Origin of the sequence: Bradyrhizobium sp. STM 3566 (assembly GCF_045571445.1) — a bacterium.
Classification (GTDB): domain Bacteria; phylum Pseudomonadota; class Alphaproteobacteria; order Rhizobiales; family Xanthobacteraceae; genus Bradyrhizobium; species Bradyrhizobium vignae.
Window position 1 is genome coordinate 5902081 of sequence record NZ_CP120692.1, and the last position, 23999, is coordinate 5926079.

General features: G+C 62.6%; 14 protein-coding genes. 2 read left to right on the plus strand and 12 right to left on the minus strand.

Annotated features, from left to right (window positions below; all coding sequences use genetic code 11):
* The 3 genes from P6U27_RS28520 to P6U27_RS28530 all read right to left on the minus strand — a co-directional run bounded on the left by P6U27_RS28520 (position 1) and on the right by P6U27_RS28530 (position 1655).
* Positions 1-507, minus strand: a complete 507-nt coding sequence (locus P6U27_RS28520) for a prepilin peptidase (protein ID WP_164937091.1) — start codon at positions 505-507, stop codon at positions 1-3.
* A gap of 102 nt (positions 508-609) precedes the next feature.
* Positions 610-825: a hypothetical protein gene (locus P6U27_RS28525; RefSeq protein ID WP_122404946.1), complete on the minus strand. Its 216-nt coding sequence runs from the start codon at positions 823-825 to the stop codon at positions 610-612.
* Between the two features lie 410 nt (positions 826-1235).
* Positions 1236-1655 carry an H-NS histone family protein gene (locus tag P6U27_RS28530; RefSeq protein ID WP_283809904.1) on the minus strand — a complete coding sequence of 140 codons (420 nt, stop codon included), beginning with the start codon at positions 1653-1655 and terminating at the stop codon, positions 1236-1238.
* Between the two features lie 475 nt (positions 1656-2130).
* Between P6U27_RS28530 and P6U27_RS28535 the strand changes: the two genes are divergently transcribed.
* Entirely contained in the window at positions 2131-2709 is a 579-nt protein-coding gene (locus tag P6U27_RS28535; RefSeq protein ID WP_245509602.1) for a hypothetical protein, read from the plus strand.
* Positions 2710-3362: 653 nt separating this feature from the next.
* Here the strand turns inward: P6U27_RS28535 and P6U27_RS28540 are convergent.
* Positions 3363-3500 carry a hypothetical protein gene (locus P6U27_RS28540; protein WP_164937090.1) on the minus strand — a complete coding sequence of 46 codons (138 nt, stop codon included), beginning with the start codon at positions 3498-3500 and terminating at the stop codon, positions 3363-3365.
* Positions 3501-4527: 1027 nt separating this feature from the next.
* Between P6U27_RS28540 and P6U27_RS28545 the strand changes: the two genes are divergently transcribed.
* Entirely contained in the window at positions 4528-15246 is a 10719-nt protein-coding gene (locus P6U27_RS28545; protein WP_407192901.1) for a VCBS domain-containing protein, read from the plus strand.
* Between the two features lie 400 nt (positions 15247-15646).
* Here P6U27_RS28545 and P6U27_RS28550 read toward each other — a convergent pair whose 3' ends face one another.
* From P6U27_RS28550 to P6U27_RS28585, 8 genes are all read right to left on the minus strand, one after another.
* Positions 15647-16399, minus strand: coding sequence for a Crp/Fnr family transcriptional regulator (locus P6U27_RS28550; protein WP_129145966.1), 753 nt, complete (start codon positions 16397-16399; stop codon positions 15647-15649).
* Positions 16400-16603: 204 nt separating this feature from the next.
* Entirely contained in the window at positions 16604-17827 is a 1224-nt protein-coding gene (locus P6U27_RS28555) for an ABC transporter substrate-binding protein (RefSeq protein ID WP_407192902.1), read from the minus strand.
* 50 nt (positions 17828-17877) lie between these two features.
* Positions 17878-18585, minus strand: a complete 708-nt coding sequence (locus P6U27_RS28560) for an SDR family NAD(P)-dependent oxidoreductase (RefSeq protein ID WP_129145968.1) — start codon at positions 18583-18585, stop codon at positions 17878-17880.
* Positions 18586-18655: 70 nt separating this feature from the next.
* Positions 18656-19666 (minus strand): nitronate monooxygenase family protein, encoded by a 1011-nt coding sequence (locus tag P6U27_RS28565; protein ID WP_122404954.1) that lies wholly within the window; start codon positions 19664-19666, stop codon positions 18656-18658.
* A gap of 24 nt (positions 19667-19690) precedes the next feature.
* Positions 19691-20878 (minus strand): acetyl-CoA C-acyltransferase, encoded by a 1188-nt coding sequence (locus P6U27_RS28570; RefSeq protein ID WP_407192903.1) that lies wholly within the window; start codon positions 20876-20878, stop codon positions 19691-19693.
* Positions 20879-20893: 15 nt separating this feature from the next.
* Positions 20894-22024 carry an acyl-CoA dehydrogenase family protein gene (locus P6U27_RS28575; protein WP_407192904.1) on the minus strand — a complete coding sequence of 377 codons (1131 nt, stop codon included), beginning with the start codon at positions 22022-22024 and terminating at the stop codon, positions 20894-20896.
* Positions 22025-22047: 23 nt separating this feature from the next.
* Positions 22048-23229, minus strand: a complete 1182-nt coding sequence (locus P6U27_RS28580; RefSeq protein WP_407192905.1) for an acyl-CoA dehydrogenase family protein — start codon at positions 23227-23229, stop codon at positions 22048-22050.
* Positions 23230-23241: 12 nt separating this feature from the next.
* Positions 23242-23979, minus strand: a complete 738-nt coding sequence (locus P6U27_RS28585; protein WP_122404958.1) for an SDR family oxidoreductase — start codon at positions 23977-23979, stop codon at positions 23242-23244.
* Positions 23980-23999: the final 20 nt, after the last annotated feature.

A 23999-nucleotide genomic window follows, 5' to 3' on the forward strand; every position in this document is an offset into this window, starting at 1 on the left:
TCACAATCCTTTGCTCAAAATCGTCCAGATGCCCCCGCACGCTATTGCAACTCCGTAGGGCAGCGGGGCGTGTCGCAAATGGCGCCAACGTTCGATCGCGTAAACCCGGCGTGGGAGTGACGATCTGGTGGGTGCCAGTTTGGGATGAGGGAGGTGGCGCATCATCAGATGCACCATGGCAAGAACGCCGCCGGCCAGCGCAGTTATGGTCACGAGCTGAATCTGGCCGGTCAGGGGAAATCCGATCGCCAACGCAGTCAGCAATTTGACATCGCCGCCGCCAATCCCTCCGCGCGCGTATAGGACGAACAATAGCAGAAAGAGGATCGCGGCCGATATCAGCGACTCGGCAACTTGCATTGGATTGGCCAATTGACTGGCGATCCCGAGGGCCGCCAGGGCCAGACACATTTCGTTTCGGATCAGCCGCGTCGCGACGTCGATCGTTGCGACGTAGAGCAACAATACGATTTCAAGAAACGAGGCTGTGGGAGCAATCCAACTCATGAAAATGCACGCCTCAGAAAAGTGGAACGCGCACGAGATAGGGGGAGTTCGAGCAAAGGGGGGCGCACTGGGTTGCCCCCCTTCCGGGTTCAAATGGCCGTATCAACCAGCGATCGCATTAGCGAAAGTGGCGGTGATCTGGCCGATCCCGTTCTGCAGCGCCAAGCCGATCTGACCGCCAGCTCCACCGCCGAACACAGCGCCGACTGCGCCAACGATGCAAACCGCGACGATAATGTACTCGAACGAAACCACGCCCTCCTGGTCGGCGCGCAGACGCTTCATGGCTTCGGTGGTCTTGATGTAATAGTGCAGCATAGGGAAAGCCTTTCTTTGAAGATGGATTGCAGGACACCCTTGGCAAAATTCAGCGGCTGCGAACGACAAGCGCCGCCACTCGAAAACTCTTCATTAAATATTATATTTAGTCAATAATTAATATGTTGCTGATTTTAAATTTTCGGGTCCCTCACCAGGCGAATCTGACAGGTGATCCATAAATTCGTTTTGTTACAGTTGCTTACGCGGATTAACCATTAATCATTGAGATTCACCGGAATAATACGGACAGCAGCCGCAGATCACGCGAGCCCTCTCCGTTTCGACCACATTAAATGACGCGCCTTTATTTTATTCACATCCAAATTCAAGAACGCCCGCCCCAAAATGTAAGAGGCCGCCGGCGATCAATTCTGGCCTTGTTCCCGGCGCGATCGCGACTGCGGCGCTCAATTGGGCTGCCGCTTTTGGACCAAAGCCTGGTCGATTAGGAAATCGTCCAGCCTGCGCCCCCCTCGCAGTTGCGGCCGCAGCCAGCGGGGCAGCCTGCCGCGGCCCGACCATGTCTGCGCCGGGTTCTTCGGATTGCGATATTTGGGACGCACCGGCGGATAGGGACGGCGCTTGCGATCAAACCGTGTGGCCTCGTCGGCCCGTCCAATCTTCTGGAGCCGTTCCTCCAGCCGTGCGTGCCGCACCAAAATTCTTTGAACGAGGCTGGCGGCCACCTGTTGGTGAAGTATGCACAGCTCGTCGAGAGAGAGCGAATTGAAATGCGCGGTATTCATGGCTTGATCCGAATTCCTGAGAGAAGGCGCAGGCAGACAAATCGGGAATGACGGCGCAGACAAGCCGTCAGTTAGATCCAAGCCGCATAATCCACATTTAAATGCGTGAGATTGCAGAGAGCAGGGCTGACGGCGGTAACATCATGGCGGAGCATTTAATTACCGCGAGGGGTAACGCGCGTTGAGGCCGCGATCGGGATCATGACATCCAGAAACTTGCGGCCCGCCAGCTGCGCTTTGGCCCTTTAATTGGGCGCGTAGCCCCGTGCTGCACCCGGGAGTGCTGGGCGGGCTTATTAATTCGGCCGGCCTGCAACACAATTAATTCATTGCGCTGCCAGATTTAAGTCGTATCGGAGCCCATATCGCTGCGAAGGCTCGTGCCGGGTGGGCGTATCACCGGGAGTTTCCGATGTCCGGTCATTTGCGATGTTATTTCGCCAGTTTGGTTCTTCTTGGAGGTCTTGCCGCGACACCTGCGCTCTCCAATCCATTCACAGACTTGTTCGATCCTGCTCGCGAGCCCGCTGCAACGTCTTCGGCGCAGCCGGAATGCTTGGCAAAGCCCGGCAACCCGCCCGGCGCCGGCCAGCGTTGGGTCTATCGGCGGGACGGCCGCCGCAAATGCTGGTTCTTGGCCGAGGGCGTCGCGACGCTGCGAAAACCGGTTCATAGTCGCATCGCCAACCGCACCGTCAGGCCCGACGAGAAGGTGGCCGCGCGGCAACGGCGGAGCCCGGTGAGCGATGCGCGCGCCGAGGTACTAAGCTCCGCGACGGCCGGCGAGGCTCAGCCGACTCCGCCGGCACGCGAAGTGAGGGTGGCTGATGCTGCTTCTGTCGTCGATGCGGGCACGCCGATCCTGATGCCGGCGGCACCCATCTCGGATCCTTCCAGCGACCAACTCACGCCCAAGCGTTCCACGCCGCCCCAAGTTGACGTGGAGAAGCTTTCCGCTGCCGCGCGAGCCGACTTATCTCCAGCTATGCCGATGGGCGCGCGCGATGAAGAGGCGCCCGACGAGGCGCGCAGCCGGACGGTAACTTGGCTCGGTGTGCTGCTGATGACGCTCGGGGGCTTCTCGCTCTTGAGCGCGAGTCGCACGCTTCGACAGGCGGTGAGATTGCGCCACTGAAGCGTGCCACACCGCTGACCCTGACGCTCACCGCGAAGTCGATGAGTTCACGCGGGCTATAGCTGAATTGCCACACGTACAAAGGTTCCGCGCACTGCCACAGAGTTTCTCCCTGACTTGCACGGACATTCGATTACGATGACGGTCCCCTTTCTTGGGATCGGACTACCATCATGCGGTACAAAGTGTTCGTGGTGGACAGCAGCCGCCGAGTGATCTGCGCCGCAAAGCTCGACTGCATCGACGAGCAGGCAGCACGGCATCGAGCCGGGCAAATGTCTGGCGAGCACGACGTGGAGCTTTGGGAGGGTGACCGGCTCGTTGCGGTTTTTCAAAGTGCCGCGTCGAACGGAAATCGGTGCGGCCGTTCTGTCCTGAATAAAAGGCCGGTCTCGCCGCCGAGTTAGTACACGGCGCTTGTTCTGTTGCCCGCTTTGACACACCGTCTTCTGCCGATTGTTCTCGCTTCTACACGCCGGAGCTTGGTTCGAAGCTTCTCCACTTCTCTAAGCTCCACCACAAGCGCTTGGCGCCGTTCACTCAGAACGGCACAGCTGTAAACCTGACGCGGACTGGACATGACCGCCTCGAACTATGACTTGAACTAAGAAGGCGATGAAAGGGCAAGCAACGAAAAATCGCTCACTCCAAGCTCACTGAGTCAAGGCCGCAGCCGCCAGATGCTCCCAGTACTCTGCCTCGGCGAGCAGTTTCCAGCTTCTCTCGGGTTGGCGCGCGGCGGTCTGTCGGCAAAGTAGCGCCATGGCGCGAAAGCGGCGGGCAGCTTCCATTCCAACCTCCCATTTTCCCCAAGCATATTTTTTGATTATATGCCGAGGTCAGCACCATTATCAATCAAGCTCGAGTTTATCATTTAAGCGCGATGTCGCCGGCTTGCACGACCTCGCAAGATCCTGTGCCGGCGTTGGTCCGAGCAGCGACCGCGACGTCGGATAACGCCCGTATGAATCCGGTGTTTCCTGCCCGAAGCGACGCAAGCGTCTCTTTGCTGCTGATTCTCATGCATTAATCATTAAATGCAGGGGATGAATAAATAAATGGACCGTCGCATTATTTTAATCTAGGTTTAATTAAATCCCGAGCCAAACGATCGTGATCGCTCCTGATCACGGACGGCACTCGGGAGCTGAAGAATGCTGCAGATCAATGAAGAATGCTGCAGATCAATATTGTCAACGTGGGCGGACGAGGACCGCACACGAATGGGCAGGGGGAATACAGCTCTAAATCTTTTCGCGTAACTTGGCAGCAGGTGGGCCAGATCGGCGCTAACGAGCGGACATGTCATTCGTCCGAGCGAACGCTCGCGGTTTGCGTGAATTGATGTGGCGGCGACACTCTCTGCTCTGCATTGGCAGACGAGGGCCCGCGAATGAGATTGAGACGCGTGCGTTTTGTGTGGGAGTCCGAGACCATCTTCGGCCGGGCTCAAATTGAAGCCGATCTTCAGGCGATTTCACGTTCTTTTCTGTCAGCGTGTGATCCTTCGATCGCGCGCAGTGTGCCGTTCGCGAACGATCCCGTCGCGCACGGTCCGGCGCCCAAGGGCAATCTCTCGTTCCTGTCAGGCCGCGATCTCCTATTGCGAGCTCGGAGCGACGCCAGCTCCAGACAAGCTTGAGTTCGTCGCATGCATTCTTTGCAGATTTTCTCAGCCCTCAGCATGACGACAGTCTTGCTCGGCAGCACAGCATTTTTCTTCAACGGTGTAGGCAAGGCATCGGCCGACTATCACCGCGCAATTGTGCAATTCCAGGTCCGTGAACGCGGACGGCGTATCATCCGGAGGATTTAGCTATGGCGACGCAGACCACGGGCGGCGGCAGCACGGTTTCGTTTGGAAATACTCCGCAGGCCAACGCCGACGTTTTCTCGTTTACGGAAGACGCCAGCAACATTCTCATCTTGAACGTGCTGGCAAACGATCTTGGCGGCGCGGCCAAGACGCTGTTCTCGCTGGACGACGGAACGAGCGCCTCCGCGTCCACCAAGAGCTACGCCCCTGCGGATTTGCTGGTCAAGGATGTGGCGTACAGCAGCGATGCGGCCGGCATGGCCGGAACCGGTGACCGCAGCGCGCTCGGTGCGCGCATCTGGATCGAGTCGGACGGCACCGTTCATTACGACAAGGGCGATATCAACCCTCAGCTTCAAGCGCTAGCGGCCGGGCAAACGCTGACCGATACATTCACCTACGCAATTCAGATGGGCAACGGCACGCTGAGCTGGGCGACGGTGACGCTCCAGTTCAATGGCGTGAACGACGCGGTCTATATGACCTCGAGCCCGCAGAGCGGCTCGGTGGTGGAAGACGCGCCGTCGAAACCGGACCCGTCGGATTCCCTGAATACCGCAGGCAGCATCGGCTTCACCGATGTGGATCTGAGTGATACCCACACAGCGACGTTTGTAGCGTCGCCCGCGAATACGACCTCGCTTGGCACGTTTTCGCTCGATCCGGTCAACGAGGCGGCCAATGCCGCGAACGGCTCGGTGCAGTGGCACTACAATTTGAACAACGCGGCTGCCCAATACCTCGCTGCGGGCCAGACCGTCACCGAGAGCTTCGTGGTGACGATCAATGACGGCCACGGCTCGACAGCTACCCAGACGGTCACAGTCACGATCACCGGCACCAACGATGCGGCCACGGTCTCGTCGGACTCGAAGTCCGTCACCGAAGGCAATACTGCCGCCGCGCTGAACACTTCCGGCCAGCTGACCATCACCGATCCGGATACCGGTCAGGCCCATGTCGTGGCGCAGACCAACGTCCATGGCACCTATGGCGACTTCACGATCGATGCCAACGGGGCCTGGAGCTATACCGGCAACGGCGCCCACAATGAGCTCACCGCCGGGCAGCAGGTGCAGGACCAGTTCACGGTGGTGAGCCAGGACGGCACCGCCACCGGCACCGTCACGGTGACCATCACCGGCACCAATGATGCGGCGACGGTCTCTTCCGACACGAAGTCCGTCACCGAAGGCGACACGGCCGCGGCGCTCAACACCTCAGGGCAATTGACCATCACCGACCCCGACACCGGCGAAGCCCATGTCCTGGCGCAGACCAATGTCCACGGCAGCTACGGCGACTTCACGATCGACGCCAATGGCGCCTGGAGCTACAGCGGCAACGGTGCCCACAATGAGCTCACCGCCGGCCAGCAGGTGCAGGACCAGTTCACGGTGACCAGCCAGGACGGCACGGCCACCGGCACCGTCACGGTGACGATCACCGGGACCAATGATGCGGCGACGGTCAGCTCGGACTCCAAGTCCGTCACCGAGGGCAATGCAGCCGCCTCCCTCAACACCTCCGGCCAGCTGACCATCACCGACCCGGATACTGGCGAAGCCCACGTCGTGGCGCAGAGCAATGTCCACGGCACTTACGGCGACTTCAACATCGATGCCAATGGGACCTGGAGCTACACCGGCAACGGCGCCCACAATGAGCTCACCGCCGGCCAGCAGGTGCAGGACCAGTTCACCGTGACCAGCCAGGATGGCACCGCCACCGGCACCGTCACGGTGACCATCACCGGGACCAACGATGCCGCCACGGTCTCGTCGGACTCCAAGTCCGTCGCTGAGGGCAACACCGCAGCCGCGCTCAACACCTCGGGCCAGCTCAGCATCACCGACCCGGATACTGGCGAAGCCCACGTCGTGGCGCAGAGCAATGTCCACGGCACCTACGGCGACTTCAGCATCGATGCCAACGGGGCCTGGAGCTACACCGGCAACGGTGCCCACAACGAGCTCACCGCCGGCCAGCAGGTCCAGGACCAGTTCACGGTGGTGAGCCAGGACGGCACCGCCACCGGCACCGTCACGGTGACCATCACCGGCACCAATGATGCGGCGACGGTCAGCTCGGATTCGAAGTCCGTCACCGAAGGCGACACGGCCGCCGCACTCAACACCAGTGGCCAGCTCACCATCACCGACCCCGACACCGGCGAAGCCCACGTTGTCGCGCAGAGCAATGTCCACGGCAGCTACGGCGACTTCTCGATCGATGCCAATGGCGCCTGGAGCTACACCGGCAATGGCGCCCACAATGAGCTCACCGCCGGCCAGCAGGTCCAGGACCAGTTCACGGTCGTGAGCCAGGACGGCACCGCCACCGGCACCGTCACGGTGACCATCACCGGCACCAACGATGCCGCGACGGTCTCTTCCGACACGAAGTCCGTCACCGAAGGCGACACGGCCGCGGCGCTCAACACCTCAGGGCAATTGACCATCACCGACCCCGACACCGGCGAAGCCCATGTCCTGGCGCAGACCAATGTCCACGGCAGCTACGGCGACTTCACGATCGACGCCAATGGCGCCTGGAGCTACAGCGGCAACGGTGCCCACAATGAGCTCACCGCCGGCCAGCAGGTGCAGGACCAGTTCAAGGTGACCAGCCAGGACGGCACGGCCACCGGCACCGTCACGGTGACGATCACCGGGACCAATGATGCGGCGACGGTCAGCTCGGACTCCAAGTCCGTCACCGAGGGCAACACCGCCGCCGCGCTCAACACCAGCGGCCAACTCACCATCACCGACCAGGATAGCGGCGAAGACCATGTCGTAGCTCAGAGCAACGTTCATGGCACCTACGGCGACTTCAGCATCGATGCCGACGGAGCCTGGAGCTACACCGGCAATGGCGCCCACAATGAGCTCACCGCCGACCAGCAGGTCCAGGACCAGTTCACGGTCGTGAGCCAGGACGGCACCGCCACCGGCACTGTGACGGTGACCATCACCGGGACCAACGACGCGGCAACGGTCAGCTCGGATTCGCAGGCCGTCACCGAGGGCAACACCGCAGCCGCGCTCAACACCAGCGGCCAGCTGACCATCACCGATCCGGATACTGGCGAAGCCCACGTCGTGGCGCAGAGCAATGTCCACGGCAGCTACGGCGACTTCACGATCGATGCCAATGGCACCTGGAGCTACACCGGCAACGGCGCCCACAATGAGCTCTCCGCCGGGCAGCAGGTGCAGGACCAGTTCACGGTCGTGAGCCAGGACGGCACCGCCACCGGCACCGTCACGGTGACGATCACGGGCACCAACGATGCCGCGACCGTCTCTTCCGACACGAAGTCCGTCACCGAAGGCGACACGGCCGCGGCGCTGAACACCTCAGGGCAATTGACCATCACCGACCCCGACACCGGCGAAGCCCATGTCCTGGCGCAGACCAATGTCCACGGCAGCTACGGCGACTTCAGCATCGATGCCGACGGCGCCTGGAGCTACACCGGCAACGGCGCCCACAATGAGCTCACCGCCGGCCAGCAGGTGCAGGACCAGTTCACCGTAACCAGCCAGGATGGCACCGCCACGGGCACTGTGACGGTGACGATCACGGGCACCAACGATGCCGCCACGGTCTCGTCGGACTCCAAGTCCGTCACCGAAGGCAACACCGCGGCTGCGCTCAACACCAGCGGCCAGCTCACCATCACCGACCCGGATAGCGGCGAAGCCCATGTCGTGGCGCAGAGCAATGTCCACGGCACCTACGGCGACTTCAGCATCGATGCCAACGGCGCCTGGAGCTACACCGGCAATGGCGCCCACAATGAGCTCACCGCCAGCCAGCAGGTGCAGGATCAGTTCACGGTGATGAGCCAGGACGGCACCGCCACCGGCACTGTGACGGTGACCATCACCGGGACCAACGACGCGGCAACGGTCAGCTCGGATTCGAAGGCCGTCACCGAGGCCGACACGGCCGCGGCACTCAATACCTCGGGCCAACTGACGATTGTGGATCCCGACACCGGCGAAGCCCATGTCGTGGCGCAGAGCAATGTTCACGGCAGCTACGGCGACTTCTCCATCGATGCCAGCGGCGCCTGGAGCTACGCCGGCAACGGCGCCCACAATGAGCTCACCGCCGGGCAGCAGGTCCAGGACCAGTTCACGGTGGTGAGCCAGGACGGCACTGCCACCGGCACCGTCACGGTGACCATCACCGGGACCAACGACGCGGCAACGGTCAGCTCGGATTCGAAGGCCGTCACCGAGGCCGACACGGCCGCGGCACTCAATACCTCGGGCCAACTGACGATTGTGGATCCCGACACCGGCGAAGCCCACGTCGTGGCGCAGACCAACGTTCATGGCACCTACGGTGACTTCAGCATCGACGCCAACGGAGCCTGGACCTACGCCGGCAACGGCGCCCACAATGAGCTCACCGCCGGCCAGCAGGTGCAGGACCAGTTCACGGTCGTGAGCCAGGATGGCACAGCGAGCGGCACGGTCATGGTGACCATCACCGGCACCAACGACAACGCGACGGTCTCGTCGGACTCCAAGTCCGTCACCGAAGGCGACACGGCCGCGGCGCTCAACACCTCCGGGCAGCTCAGCATCGCCGACCCGGACACCGGCGAAGCCCACGTCGTGGCGCAGACCAACGTTCATGGCACCTACGGTGACTTCAGCATCGATGCCAATGGGACCTGGAGCTACACCGGCAACGGCGCCCACAATGAGCTCTCCGCCGGGCAGCAGGTCCAGGACCAGTTCACGGTGGTGAGCCAGGACGGCACCGCCACCGGCACCGTCACGGTGACCATCACGGGCACGAACGATGCCGCGACCGTCTCGTCCGACGCGAAGTCCGTCACCGAGGGCAACACCGCCGCCGCGCTCAATGCAAGCGGCCAGCTCACGATTGTGGATCCTGACACCGGCGAAGCCCACGTTGTCGCACAGAGCAATGTCCACGGCACCTACGGCGACTTCACGATCGACGCCAATGGCGCCTGGAGCTACATCGGTAATGGCGCCCACAATGAGCTCACCGCCGGGCAGCAGGTGCAGGATCAGTTCACGGTGACCAGCCAGGATGGCACCGCGAGCGGCACCGTGACGGTGACCATCACCGGCACGAACGACGCCGCGACGGTTAGCTCTGACTCGAAGTCCGTGACCGAAGGCGACACCGCAGCCGCGCTCAACAGCAGCGGCCAGCTCACCATCACCGATCCCGACACCGGCGAAGCCCACGTCGTGGCGCAGAGCAATGTCCACGGCAGCTACGGCGACTTCTCCATCGATGCCAACGGCGCCTGGAGCTACACCGGCAACGGTGCCCACAATGAGCTCACCGCCGGCCAGCAGGTCCAGGACCAGTTCACGGTGGTGAGCCAGGACGGCACCGCCACCGGCACCGTCACGGTGACCATCACGGGCACGAACGATGCCGCGACCGTCTCGTCCGACTCGAAGTCCGTCACCGAGGGCAATGCCGCCGCCGCCCTCAACACCAGCGGCCAGCTCAGCATCACCGACCCGGATACTGGCGAAGCCCACGTCGTGGCGCAGAGCAATGTCCACGGCAGCTACGGCGACTTCACGATCGATGCCAACGGGGCCTGGAGCTACACCGGCAACAGCGCCCACAATGAGCTCACCGCCGGGCAGCAGGTCCAGGACCAGTTCACGGTGATGAGCCAGGATGGCACGGCCACCGGCACCGTCACGGTGACCATCACCGGGACCAACGACGCGGCAACGGTCAGCTCGGATTCGAAGTCCGTCACCGAGGGCAATGCCGCCGCCGCGCTCAACACCTCCGGCCAGCTCAGCATCACCGACCCGGATAGCGGCGAAGCCCACGTCGTGGCGCAGAGCAATGTCCACGGCACCTACGGCGACTTCTCGATCGATGCCAACGGCGCCTGGAGCTACGCCGGCAACGGCGCCCACAACGAGCTCACCGCCGGCCAGCAGGTGCAGGACCAGTTCACCGTGACCAGCCAGGATGGCACCGCCACCGGCACCGTCACGGTGACCATCACCGGGACCAACGATGCCGCCACGGTCTCGTCGGACTCCAAGTCCGTCACCGAGGGCAATGCAGCCGCCTCCCTCAACACCTCCGGCCAGCTCACCATCACCGACCCGGATACTGGCGAAGCCCACGTCGTGGCGCAGAGCAATGTCCACGGCACTTACGGCGACTTCAACATCGATGCCAATGGGACCTGGAGCTACACCGGCAACGGCGCCCACAATGAGCTCACCGCCGGCCAGCAGGTCCAGGACCAGTTCACGGTCGTGAGCCAGGACGGCACCGCCACCGGCACTGTGACGGTGACCATCACCGGGACCAACGACGCGGCAACGGTCAGCTCGGATTCGCAGGCCGTCACCGAGGGCAACACCGCAGCCGCGCTCAACACCAGCGGCCAGCTGACCATCACCGATCCGGATACTGGCGAAGCCCACGTCGTGGCGCAGAGCAATGTCCACGGCAGCTACGGCGACTTCACGATCGATGCCAATGGCACCTGGAGCTACACCGGCAACGGCGCCCACAATGAGCTCTCCGCCGGGCAGCAGGTGCAGGACCAGTTCACGGTCGTGAGCCAGGACGGCACCGCCACCGGCACCGTCACGGTGACGATCACGGGCACCAACGATGCCGCGACCGTCTCTTCCGACACGAAGTCCGTCACCGAAGGCGACACGGCCGCGGCGCTGAACACCTCAGGGCAATTGACCATCACCGACCCCGACACCGGCGAAGCCCATGTCCTGGCGCAGACCAATGTCCACGGCAGCTACGGCGACTTCAGCATCGATGCCGACGGCGCCTGGAGCTACACCGGCAACGGCGCCCACAATGAGCTCACCGCCGGCCAGCAGGTGCAGGACCAGTTCACCGTAACCAGCCAGGATGGCACCGCCACGGGCACTGTGACGGTGACGATCACGGGCACCAACGATGCCGCCACGGTCTCGTCGGACTCCAAGTCCGTCACCGAAGGCAACACCGCGGCTGCGCTCAACACCAGCGGCCAGCTCACCATCACCGACCCGGATAGCGGCGAAGCCCATGTCGTGGCGCAGAGCAATGTCCACGGCAGCTACGGCGACTTCTCGATCGATGCCAGCGGCGCCTGGAGCTACAGCGGCAACGGCGCCCACAATGAGCTCTCCGCCGGCCAGCAGGTGCAGGACCAGTTCACGGTGATGAGCCAGGATGGCACCGCCACCGGCACCGTCACGGTGACCATCACCGGGACCAATGATGCCGCGACGGTCAGCTCGGATTCCAAGTCCGTCACTGAGGGCAACACCGCCGCCGCGCTCAACACCTCGGGCCAGCTCAGCATCATCGACCCGGACACGGGCGAAGCCCATGTCGTGGCGCAGAGCAATGTCCACGGCAGCTACGGCGACTTCTCGATCGATGCCAACGGGGCCTGGAGCTACGCCGGCAACGGCGCCCACAACGAGCTCACCGCCGGCCAGCAGGTCCAGGATCAGTTCACGGTGGCGAGCCAGGACGGCACCGCCACCGGCACCGTCACGGTGACCATCACCGGCACCAACGATGCCGCCACGATCTCGTCGGACTCCAAGTCCGTCGCTGAGGGCAACACCGCCGCCGCGCTCAACACCAGCGGCCAGCTCAGCATCACCGACCCCGACGCGGGCGAAGCCCATGTCGTGGCGCAGAGCAACGTTCATGGCAGCTACGGCGACTTCTCCATCGATGCCAATGGCGCCTGGAGCTACACCGGCAACGGCGCCCACAACGAGCTCACCGCCGGGCAGCAGGTGCAGGATCAGTTCACGGTGATGAGCCAGGACGGCACCGCCACCGGCACCGTCACGGTGACCATCACCGGGACCAATGATGCCGCGACGGTCAGCTCGGACTCCAAGTCCGTCACCGAAGGCAACACCGCGGCTGCGCTCAACACCAGCGGCCAGCTCACCATCACCGACCCGGATAGCGGCGAAGCCCATGTCGTGGCGCAGAGCAATGTCCACGGCAGCTACGGCGACTTCTCGATCGATGCCAACGGCGCCTGGAGCTACACCGGCAATGGCGCCCACAACGAGCTCACCGCCGGCCAGCAGGTGCAGGACCAGTTCATGGTGGTGAGCCAGGACGGCACCGCCACCGGCACCGTCATGGTGACCATCACCGGGACCAATGATGCGGCGACGGTCAGCTCGGACTCCAAGTCCGTCACCGAAGGCAATACTGCCGCCGCGCTGAACACTTCCGGCCAGCTGACCATCACCGATCCTGATACCGGTCAGGCCCATGTCCTGGCGCAGACCAACGTCCACGGCACTTACGGCGACTTCAACATCGATGCCAATGGCACCTGGAGCTACACCGGCAACGGCGCCCACAATGAGCTCTCCGCCGGCCAGCAGGTGCAGGACCAGTTCACGGTGGTGAGCCAGGACGGCACCGCCACCGGCACCGTGACGGTGACCATCACTGGGACCAATGATGCGCCGATCGCCGTCAATGACACCAGTGCCAGTCCGGGTGCCACGGCAGCGACCGAGAAAGGCGGCACGGCGAACGGATCGGGGGGCATTAACGGCAGTGGCAATGTGCTGACCAATGACACCGATGTCGACAGCGGCAGCCTGACGGTCAGTGCGATCCGCACCGGCGGCATCGAGGGGGCCGGCACGGCCGGCACTTTGGGCGTCGGCCTGGTGGGCGCGCATGGCACGCTGGCACTCAACGCTAACGGCAGCTACACGTACGTGGTCAACGAGAACGACGCAACCGTGCAGGCGCTCAACGTCGGCCAGTCGACGACCGACACCTTCAACTACACCGTAACTGACGGCAGCCTAACCGACACAGCGGTGCTAACCGTTACCATCAGCGGCGCCAATGACGCGCCGGTCAACACCGTTCCGGGGCAGCAGGCCGTTGGAAACGGTAGCGGTGGTGGCTCAACAGCCACTTTCACGCTGAGAGTCAACGATGTCGACAACGGCATCGAGACTGTTTCACTCTCACTGGGCAGCTCTTCGCAAACATCGACCGGCATCTTGACGCTCTCCACCACATCAGGCCTTACATTCAGTTCCGGTGCCAACGGCACCAAAACGATGACGTTCTCCGGTTCGATCTCCGACATCAACGCGGCCTTGGCTGGCGTGACGTTTAGTGGCGGGTCAAACAACACCACGCGGACTTTGACCATGACAACGACCGACGGAGGAGGCCTCGCCGACACTGACACCGTCACGATCGTGAAAGGGAGCGGCGCCACTGTCCTTGCGCCTGCCGGTATCACTGGCGAGGCCATCTACCTGGCTCTGAGCGATCCCTCAGATGATCCCAACGACGTCATCACCGTCACGATCAGCGGGGTGCCCTTGGGCTGGAGCCTTAGTAACGCTACGAACAACGGCGATGGCACCTGGACTGCTCACACAAATGATGTGCAGTCGATGACAATCACTTCGCCGCTGGATTTCGCAGGCGCCGTAGTGCTGAACGTCACGCAGACCTGGACGAACACCGATGGCACTACGGGAACGGCAACCGTGGCCGACAATGTCGAAGCCTATGCGAAGGCATCACCCATCTTTGCTGTGTCGAGCGACGATCATCTGACGGCTTCGAGCGGGAACGACCTGCTGGTGCTCGCGCAGCCGATCGGTCATGACGTGGTTTATAACTTCGACGCGATGCATGACCAAATCGATCTGATCGATTACGCCACCTTCACCTCGTTCGCCGACGTTCAGGCGCATACTGTGAGCGACGCCAGCGGCAACGCCGTGATCGAGTTGGGAGAAGGCCAATCGATCACTTTGCAAGGTCTGGATCCGACATCGCTCACATCGAGCAATTTCGTGTTCGATCAAACCCCCGTTACGGAAAATTCCGGCAGCCTGGTGATAGGCGACGGCGCGTTGCTTCCGTTGAGCGGCACCATCGACAACACGGGTACAATTGAGTTGAACTCGACCGGAAACAGGACAAGCCTGGAGCTGATCGAACACGGCATCACGCTCCAGGGGCATGGGCAGGTCGCGCTGTCCGACAGCGATCAGAACCTGATCACCGGAACGACCTCCGACGTCACGCTGACGAATGTGGACAACACGATCGCCGGCGCGGGCCACCTCGGGGACGGGATGATGGGGCTGGTCAACAAAGGCACGATTGTCGCCACCGGCGTCAATGTGCTCGATATCGATACCGGGACAAACGCGATCGTCAATTCCGGAACCCTTGAGGCGACTGGAAGCGGCGGGATGGTCATCGCCAGCAACCTCGATAATTCTGGGCTGCTGTGGGCGCATGGAGGCAACATCACCGTCAATGGCAGCGTCACTGGCGGCGGCACCGCCTTGATGGACGGCGTAGCCACGTTCGAATTCGGAGCCGCATCATCGACCAAGATAACGCTTGATGCCGGGGCCACCGGGACAATCGTGCTCCACGACTCCTTCGACTTTAGCGGGCTCGTGTCCGGATTTGACGGGAATGACCACCTCGATCTCCTCGATGTGGCGTTCGGGGTCGGCACGACCGCGAGTTATGTCGCAAATCAGGCCGGCACTGGAGGAACCCTGTCGGTGACTGACGGAGTCCATACCACCGACATCACCCTGTTGGGCCAGTACGATGCCGCGGGCTTCCACACGGAGGCAGACAAGAACACGGGAACGCTTGTCAGCTATCACGACTATCTGGTCTGACGTTGCGAGGCGATGGATTGGGCGAATGTTCGGCCCGGCGCGCCTGCCGAACATTCGCCTGGTATCTCGGCCCGCGACCATGATGATCCCCGACTTCCAAAAAACCGCATTCGAGTACATCGTCGGGCCGCTCGCAATGTCATTCAATCGGTCGTTCCGACAGAAATGACCCCACCGGGCAAGGTGATGGACGAGACATCATCAGCTGCCGCGCCGACCCGAGTGGGGAATCGGAGATGCAGAACACCTCCGCGGAGCGGCACCAGGATCAGTTCCCTGCTACGAGAAAATTGCAGAGGAGAACCCGCACAGGGGGTCAGAAGCCGATGGATGACTTCGGCAACGGTTGCCCCGCTCGATGTGCCGCCAAACGCTGCTGTTCCGTGGAAACCATTCGATTTCATGAGAAAGGGAAGTATTGCGGATGCGAAACATTCGGGGAGCCCAGCTCCCCCTCATACATTCGTTTGATCCTCTGGCGCATCACACCGTAACACTCACAAGCGACGTTCTCGAGCCGCGTTCGGTGGACCTCCAAGACGCCGCGCCGCTCCGATATGATGCATCCGATTGCCCGAAGTTTACGCATCGTTAGAGACACGGTCGTTCGCCGCACGCCAAGAAGTTGTGCGAGCGCCTCCTGGGTCAATCTAATCTCGCCGTTGGCGACGCGGTCATGTATCTCGAGCAACCAGCGGGCCATACGGCATTCCACCGGGTGCACCGCGTTGCAGGCAGCCACATTCTGAAGCTGCAACAATTGAGTGCGGAGATGGAGGCGCAGAACACGCTTGATGGCGCCGCTCTGCTCATAGGCTTGCTGCAACCGTGGGACAGGAATCTGCAGCGCAGCTCCGGCCACATAGGCCGTTGCCGTGACTGGCGAGTGCGAGGGACTTAGAATGGCGAGAGCGCCGACCGCTCCTTCCGAGCCCATGAGAGTGGAAGCGACAATGTGTCCGTCCGACATCTCGACCAGGAACGCCAAGACGCCGCTAACGGGAAAATAGACCTGTTTGAGCTCATCTCCGGTTCGCACCAGCACAGCGTCAGATTCGAACGCTATCTTCTGAACGTGAGGCTCAAGCAGGTTGAGATCCGCAGGCGGCAAAGCCGCCAAAAGCCGATTCCCGGGGCCGGTCTGGAGCGCCATTGCGGATCTTCCCTCGAGCACGCCGAAGCTCCCAAAGCGTCAAACCACCGTTCGGGCCGCCTGTTCCAAATTTTCCCGATATGCCCACGCGCGATATGGTCCGGCCACGGCTTCTCGCCGTTGCGCCGCTCGGCACCGGGCGCTTTTTTGATTTCGTACTCGCCGAACACGCCAAGCCCCCGACTCAGGTACGGAGGGTCATCATCACGGGCGCTCTGGTGCTGATTGGTTCTGGTCGGCACTCAGAACATTTCCGAACTGCTCCCAGGAGCTTCCAGTCCAGCGTTGCAGCTGAAGCTGCGTGTACGCCATACTGTTGCTCGGGCCGGTGTTGATCGCGATACCGGGCATCAGCGTCGGAAGCACGAGCCCCTTGATGCTGCGCGCCTGCTTCAGGATGTTCTCGCGCGACAGGTCGTTGCCGCATTGCTTGAGCACCTGCTCCAGGATCTGGCCCTGCTGGGTTCCGAACAGGTAATTGTTGTCGCCAATGTCGGAGCCGGGAAGATATTTCTCGAAGTGCTCGCGATACCATTTCATGCCCGGGTCGTCGGCCCACCTCTTGTCGTTCGGATCCTTTGTGACGGTCGCGGCGATAACCCCGACCGCCTTGTCCGGTCCGGCCGGCACGATGGTTGCGGAGACTGAGCTCGAGACATAGTTGATGATGGTGAGCGGCGACCAGCCGATCTCGCTCGCCTTCTTGATCGCCTGGGCGGTGAATTTCGGCGTGCCCGCGATCACGAAGGCCTGGGCTCCCGAGGCCTTGAGTGACACCACATGGGACTCAATGGTGGGTTCGGTAACTTCGTATGGCGAGGCGACCACCTTCCGATCGAAATCGGCTCTTAACGCCTCCTTGAACGCCGCGACGAAATCGCGGCCGAGGTCATCATTCTGGTAGAGGATCGCGATCTTCGCGTCGGGCGCCGTCCCGGTGATGTACTTCGCGTAGATCTTGCCTTCGGTGTTGTAGCTCGGCAGTCCCGTGGTCGTCATCGGAAAGTCGGTGAAATTGGCAAACTTGGTCGCGCCGCTGACGACGAAGAGGTGTGGCACCTTCTTGCCGTTCACATATTTGACGGTCGCGCTGAGACCAGGTGTCCCGAGCGGGCTGAACAGCAATGCCACCTCGTCACCTTCGATCAGCTTCCTGGTCTGTTCGACGGCCTTCGGCGGGCTATAGGCATCATCATAGGTCACGAGGTTGATCTTGCGGCCATTGACGCCGCCATGGTCGTTGATCGAGCGAACGTACGCAATGAGGCCCTTGCCGGTGTTGCTGAGCGGAGAAGCGGGGCCGCTGAACGGGAATGTCGCCCCGATCTTGATCTCCGATTCCGTGACACCGGGCGTATCGGCATGAACCGGCATCTCCGCAAATGCCGCGAGCGCGGCCACGGCAAGTACGAATCTCCTCATCAACATCTACATTTCCTCCTAAGCTTGTTATGATTTGATCGGCGACGCCTATTCCCTTACGAACACCAGGCTTCGCCGAACGGCCTGATCTCCACATTGAACGACCAGGCGCTGCGATCCTGGTGAACAACGTGCCAGATCTCATCCGCGATCGCTCGCGGCTTGATGAAGAAGTCGTCCGGCCGGTCCGGCCAACGCTTTCTCGTCCATTCGAGATCGATCACGGCATCGATTACGACATAGGCGACGTGGACACCCTGCGGTCCGAGATCACGCGCGATTGCCTCGGCAAGGATGCGTTGCGCCGCCTTGGTCGGAGCGAAACCGGCAAAGCCCGGCTTGCCTCGCCACGCCGACGTATTTCCGGTCGCGACGACGGCGCCGCTGCCCGCCTGTATCATCGCCGGGGTAAACCGCCGCGCCAGATACAGCAGCCCCATCGTGTTGATCTGGAAGTTGCGGTTGAGTATCTCCGGATCGATTTCGCTGAACCTGCCGAACGCCCCGCCGACGGCGTTATGGATGACGACGGCGGGACTGCCCAGATCTCGTTCGACGGCGGATGCCACGGCCTCAACTTGCGCGGCATCGGACACGTCGCATGGATAGGCCTTTGCGCCCGGCAATTGCTGCGCCAGCGCGGCGAGGCGTTCCTCGTTCCTGGCGAGAAGAGCGAGGCGATATCCTCCCTCGGCAAATCGTCTCGCCAGCGCCGATCCCGTGCCTGGCCCAACGCCGGATATCAGACAGACAGGTGCGCTCATGCGATCAGACCTCCATGTCCGGCCGGCAAGTCATGCCGGCTCGCGACCTTGCCGTGCCCAGAAGCGCAGTTCAGGCGACTGCGCGCGCCTTCTCCGTCTCAACCTTGCCGTCCAGGAAGCCGGTCAGCCGCTGACGAATGATCGTCTCCGCTTCGCTCATGATGCGATCGATCAGCTCCTTGACTGTCGGAATGTCGTCGATGAGGCCGACCACCATCCCGCAGCTCCAGGCGCCGGCGTCCATGTCGCCGTCAACCATCACCTTGGCATAGACGCCCGCGACCTGGTCGTGGATGTCGTCGATCGTCAGGCTGGCGCCCTTGCTGCGCTCGATCTCGACGAGCTGGGCGACCCCTTTGTTCTTGAGGACGCGCTCGGTATTGCGCAGCGCGCGCATGACCAGCACGGTGTCGAGCTCGCTCGCCTTGACGATCGCCTGCTTCACATTTTCGTGGACCGGCGCTTCCTTGGTGGCGACGAAGCGGGTGCCCATGTTCATGCCCGAGGCCCCCATCGACAGCGCAGCGACCAGGCTGCGCGCATCGGCCATGCCGCCCGAGGCCACGAACGGGATTTTCAGCGCATCGGCCGCCCGCGGCAAGAGGATCATGTTCGGGATGTCATCCTCGCCGGGGTGCCCGCCGCACTCGAAACCATCGACGCTGACGGCGTTGCAGCCGATCTTCTCGGCCTTGAGCGAGTGCCGGACCGATGTGCATTTGTGGATCACCTTGATGCCCGCCGCTTTCAGCGCGGGCATGTACTGTTCCGGACTGCGGCCAGCCGTCTCCACCGCCTTGACGCCGCCCTCCCTGATGGCTGCGATGTATTCGGGATAAGGCGGCGTCGAGAAGGTCGGCAGGAAGGTGAGGTTCACGCCGAACGGCTTATCGGTCATGTCGCGACACCGCGCGATTTCCTTCGCCAGCAATTCCGGTGTCCGCTGCGTCAGGCCGGTGATGATGCCAAGGCCGCCGGCATTCGATACCGCAGCGGCGAGCTCGGCAAAGCCGACATAGTGCATGCCGCCCTGGATGATCGGATGCTGGATGCCGAACAGTTCAGTGATCGCTGTCTTCACGAATGATCTCCCCGCCCTTGCCGCTCAGTGGATGATTTCGAACAGACCGGCGGCTCCCATGCCGCCGCCGATGCACATGGTCACGACGCCGTATTTCGCCTTGCGCCGACGACCCTCTATCAGAAGGTGCCCGGTGAGGCGCGAGCCGGTCATGCCGTAGGGGTGACCGATCGCGATCGAGCCGCCATTGACATTGAGCTTGTCCGGATCGATGCCGAGCTTGTCGCGGCAATAGATCACCTGCACCGCATATGCTTCGTTGAGCTCCCAGAGATCGATGTCGTCGATCTTCAGGTTGTGGCGCTTGAGGAGCCGCGGGATCGCGGCAACCGGGCCAACGCCCATCTCGTCCGGCTCGACGCCGGCAGCGACGAAGCCGCGGAAGATGCCGATCGGCTTGAGACCCTTCCTAGCCGCGATCTTATCGCTCATGATCACGCAGGCCGAAGCGCCGTCCGAAAGCTGGCTGGCATTGCCGGCGCTGATGGTCTTGCCCTCGAACACCGGCTTGATCCTGGCGAGGCCCTCGGCGGTGGTTTCCGGACGCGGGCCTTCGTCCTTGGTGAGCGTCACCTGCTCGTAGGTGACCTCCTTGGTGTCCTTGTTGACGAGCGCCATCCTCGTCGTGAACGGTACGATCTCGTCGTTGAAACGGCCGGCCTGCAACGCAGCGCCGACGCGGCGCTGACATTCGAGGCTGTATTCGTCCTGCTGGTCGCGGCCGATCTTGTAGCGCTCGGCGACGACCTCCGCGGTGTCCAGCATTGACATGTACATTTCAGGCTTCATCGCCATCAGCTCGTCATCGACGGCGTGGAACTTGTTCATGTGCTCGTTCTGCACGAGGCTGATCGACTCAATCCCGCCGCCGATCGCGACCTCGACCCCGTCAAGCATGACCGACCGTGCGGCCACCGCGATAGCCTGCAGGCCCGACGCGCATTGCCGGTCGATGGTGGTGCCGGCAACGGTGACCGGCAGACCGGCGCGGATCGCGCCCTTGCGCGCCACGTTCATCACCATGGTGCCCTGCTGCATCGCGCAGCCCATCACGACGTCCTCCACCTCATCGGGCGCAATGCCGGCGCGCTTCACCGCTTCGGCGATCACGTGCCCGGCCATGGTCGGACCGTCCGTGTTGTTGAGGGCGCCGCGATAGGCCTTGCCGACAGCCGTCCTTGCGGTGGAAACGATGACTGCTTCAATCGTCATGCTGACCCCTTCTGTTTACGCGGCCGCGTCCAGCTGCGCGTAGCGCAGCACGTGGAACGCCGGATCGCCGAACTGGATGTTGATGGAGGAGATACGCTTGAAATAGTGCCCGACATTGAACTCGTCGGTCATTCCCATGCCGCCATGAAGCTGCACCGCCTGATCAGCGACGAACTTACCGGCATAGCCAATCTTCGACTTGGCGCCGGAGGCGAGCCGCGACAGGCCGGGATCACCGGCGCTGAGGTTCAGGCTGAGATGTTGCATCAGGGAGAGCGCCTCCTGATGAGCAATGAACATGTCGACCATGCGATGCTGGAGGACCTGGAAGGAGCCGATGGTCGTGCCGAACTGCTTGCGGGTCTTCGAATAGTCCAACGTCGCGGAATTCAGCTCGCCGATGGCGCCGACCGCCTCGGCGCAGAGCGCGGCGATGGCGCGGTCGCGACCGGCTTCCAGCAAGGCAACGCCCTTGCCTTCCCGCCCGAGCAATTGCCCGCGGACCTCGCGCAGGCTGATCTCGGCGGCCCGGCGGCCGTCGATCGTCTTGAAGCTCTGGAGATCGAGTCCAGCGGCACGCTGGTCGACCACGAACAGGCTGACGCCGGCGCGGTCACGGTCGTCACCGGACGTCCGCGCCGAGACGATCAGATAGTCGGCCCAGGGCGCAGCGATCACCATCGTCTTCGTGCCGCTCAGAACGTAGTCGTCGCCCTCGCGCCGCGCCGTCGTCGTGACATCGGCAAAGTCGAAGCGGGAAACCTCTTCCGTCCAGGCCAGCGCCCAGATCTTGTTGCCGTCGACGATGCCGGGGATGAAGGCCTGCTGCTGCTCGGGCGTGCCGGCATGTTCGATCAGGCTGCCGGCCAGCACTACCGTCTCGAGGAAAGGCTCGACGACGAGGTGACGGCCGAACTCATGCATGATGATCATGGTCGACAGCGGACCGCCGCCGAGACCGCCGGCGTTCTCGGAGAACGGCGCGGCGAGCAGGCCGAGTTCGGCGAAGGCCTCCCATTGCGTCCGGCTGAAGCCCTCCTCGCTCGCCACGATCTTGCGCCGCGCCTCGAAATCGTACTGGCCGCGCAGCAGGCGCTGCACGCTGGATCGCAGCAATTCCTGCTCTTCCGTGAACTGAATATCCATCCGCTCCTCCCGATCCGCCGTGGCTAGAGCCCGAGCACGGCTTTGGCGATGATGTTGCGCTGGATCTCGTTGGATCCGCCGTAGATGCTGAGCTTGCGCGAGTTCAGGTATTTCTCCGACGCGGTATGAGCGTGCTCAGGGCCCGGCATGAAACGGTTGGCGCTGGCCGGATGCTCGCGGATGGCAAGACCGTAATTGCCGATCGCGCGATGGATGAGCTCGGTGATATCCTGGAATATCTCAGTGCCGCGGATCTTGAACAGCGAGGCCGCCGGACCGGGATCGATGCCGCGCGCCATCTGTGCCACCACGCGAAGCTCGGTTGCCTCCAATGCCAGCACGTCGAGCTCGATACGGGCGATGTCGCGCAGGAACTCGAGATGCGCGGGATCATCGGCCGGTATTTCCGCTTTCACGATCTGCTTTAGCTTCTGGATGTACCGGGTCGACCGGCCGATACCCGCCATGCTGGTGCGCTCGTTGCCGAGCAGGAATTTGGCGTAGGTCCAGCCCTTGTTCTCCTCGCCGACCAGATTCTCGACCGGCACGCGGACATTTTCGAGGAAGACGTCGTTGACCTCGTGGCTGCCGTCGATCGTGATGATCGGCCGCACGGTGACGCCGGGCGATTTCATGTCGATCAGCAGGAAGGAGATGCCGGATTGCGGCTTCGCGTTCGGATCGGTCCGCACCAGGCAGAAGATCCAGTCGGCGTGCTGCGCCAGCGTGGTCCAGGTCTTGTGACCGTTGACGATATAATGATCGCCCTCGCGCACTGCCTTGGTTCTGACGGTCGCAAGGTCCGAGCCGGAGCCCGGCTCCGAATAGCCCTGGCACCACCAATCCTCGCCGGACAGGATCCGCGGCAGGAATTTTTTCTTCTGCGCCTCGTTGCCGAAAGTGTAGATGACGGGGCCGACCATGGTGACGCTGAACGCCAGGGGCGGCAGCGTCCCCGCCCGGGAGGTCTCCTGTTCGAAGATGAAGCGCTGCGTGATCGACCAGCCGGGGCCGCCATACTCCTTCGGCCACAGCGGCGCGATCCAGCCCTTCTCGTAGAGAATGCGATGCCAGAGCAGCGACTGCTCCTTGGTCAGATCGGTCTCGGGGTTCGGAACGCGCATTTCCTCGGGGTAATGATCCCTGATGAATGCGCGAACCTCGTCGCGAAACGCCGCATCTTCCGGCGACAATGCCAGCTCCATCGGACCGGCTCCTTACCACTTCTCGCCGAACGGACGGATCTCCAGCTCAAATGTCCAGGCGGTCTTTGGCTGCTGGTAGAGCTGCCAGTAGGCGCCGGCGACCGCCGCCGGGGGCATCAAGAGGTCCGGATTGTCAAGCGCGTTGGGGCCAAGCGCCTCGATGCGGCGCTGGCGCACCCATTCCGTATCGACGCCGGAGTCGATGATGAGATGCGCGACATGGATGTTCTTCGGACCGAGCTCGCGGGCCATCGCCTGCGCGACAGCCCGCAGGCCAAACTTCGCGCTGGCGAAGGCGGCATAACCGCTGCCACCGCGCAAGGACGCGGTCGCCCCGGTGAAGAAGATCTTGCCGCCGCCGCGAGCCGTCATCAGCCGCGCTGCCTCACGTCCCGCCAGGAAGCCGGAATAGCATGCCATTTCCCAGACCTTGCGGAACACCCGCTCGGTGGTATCGAGAATCGGGAAATTGACGTTGGCACCGATATTGAAGATGCAGACTTCGAGCGGCGCGTGCTTATCGGCGTCGCTCAGGAAGGAGATGATCTCCTCCTCCTTGCGGGCGTCGAGTGAACGGGCGTGGATCTCGCCGCCGGCGGCTTCGATGTCCTTGACCAGCGGCGCCAGCTTGTCGCCGTTGCGGCGGCCGGCATAGATCGAAAATCCCTCGACCGCGAATTTCTTGGCGATCTCGGCACCGATATAGTCCCCTGCACCGATCACGGCTGCGGTGGCGTTTCTCTTTTGCATGGCCTTTTCCTTCGTTCCGA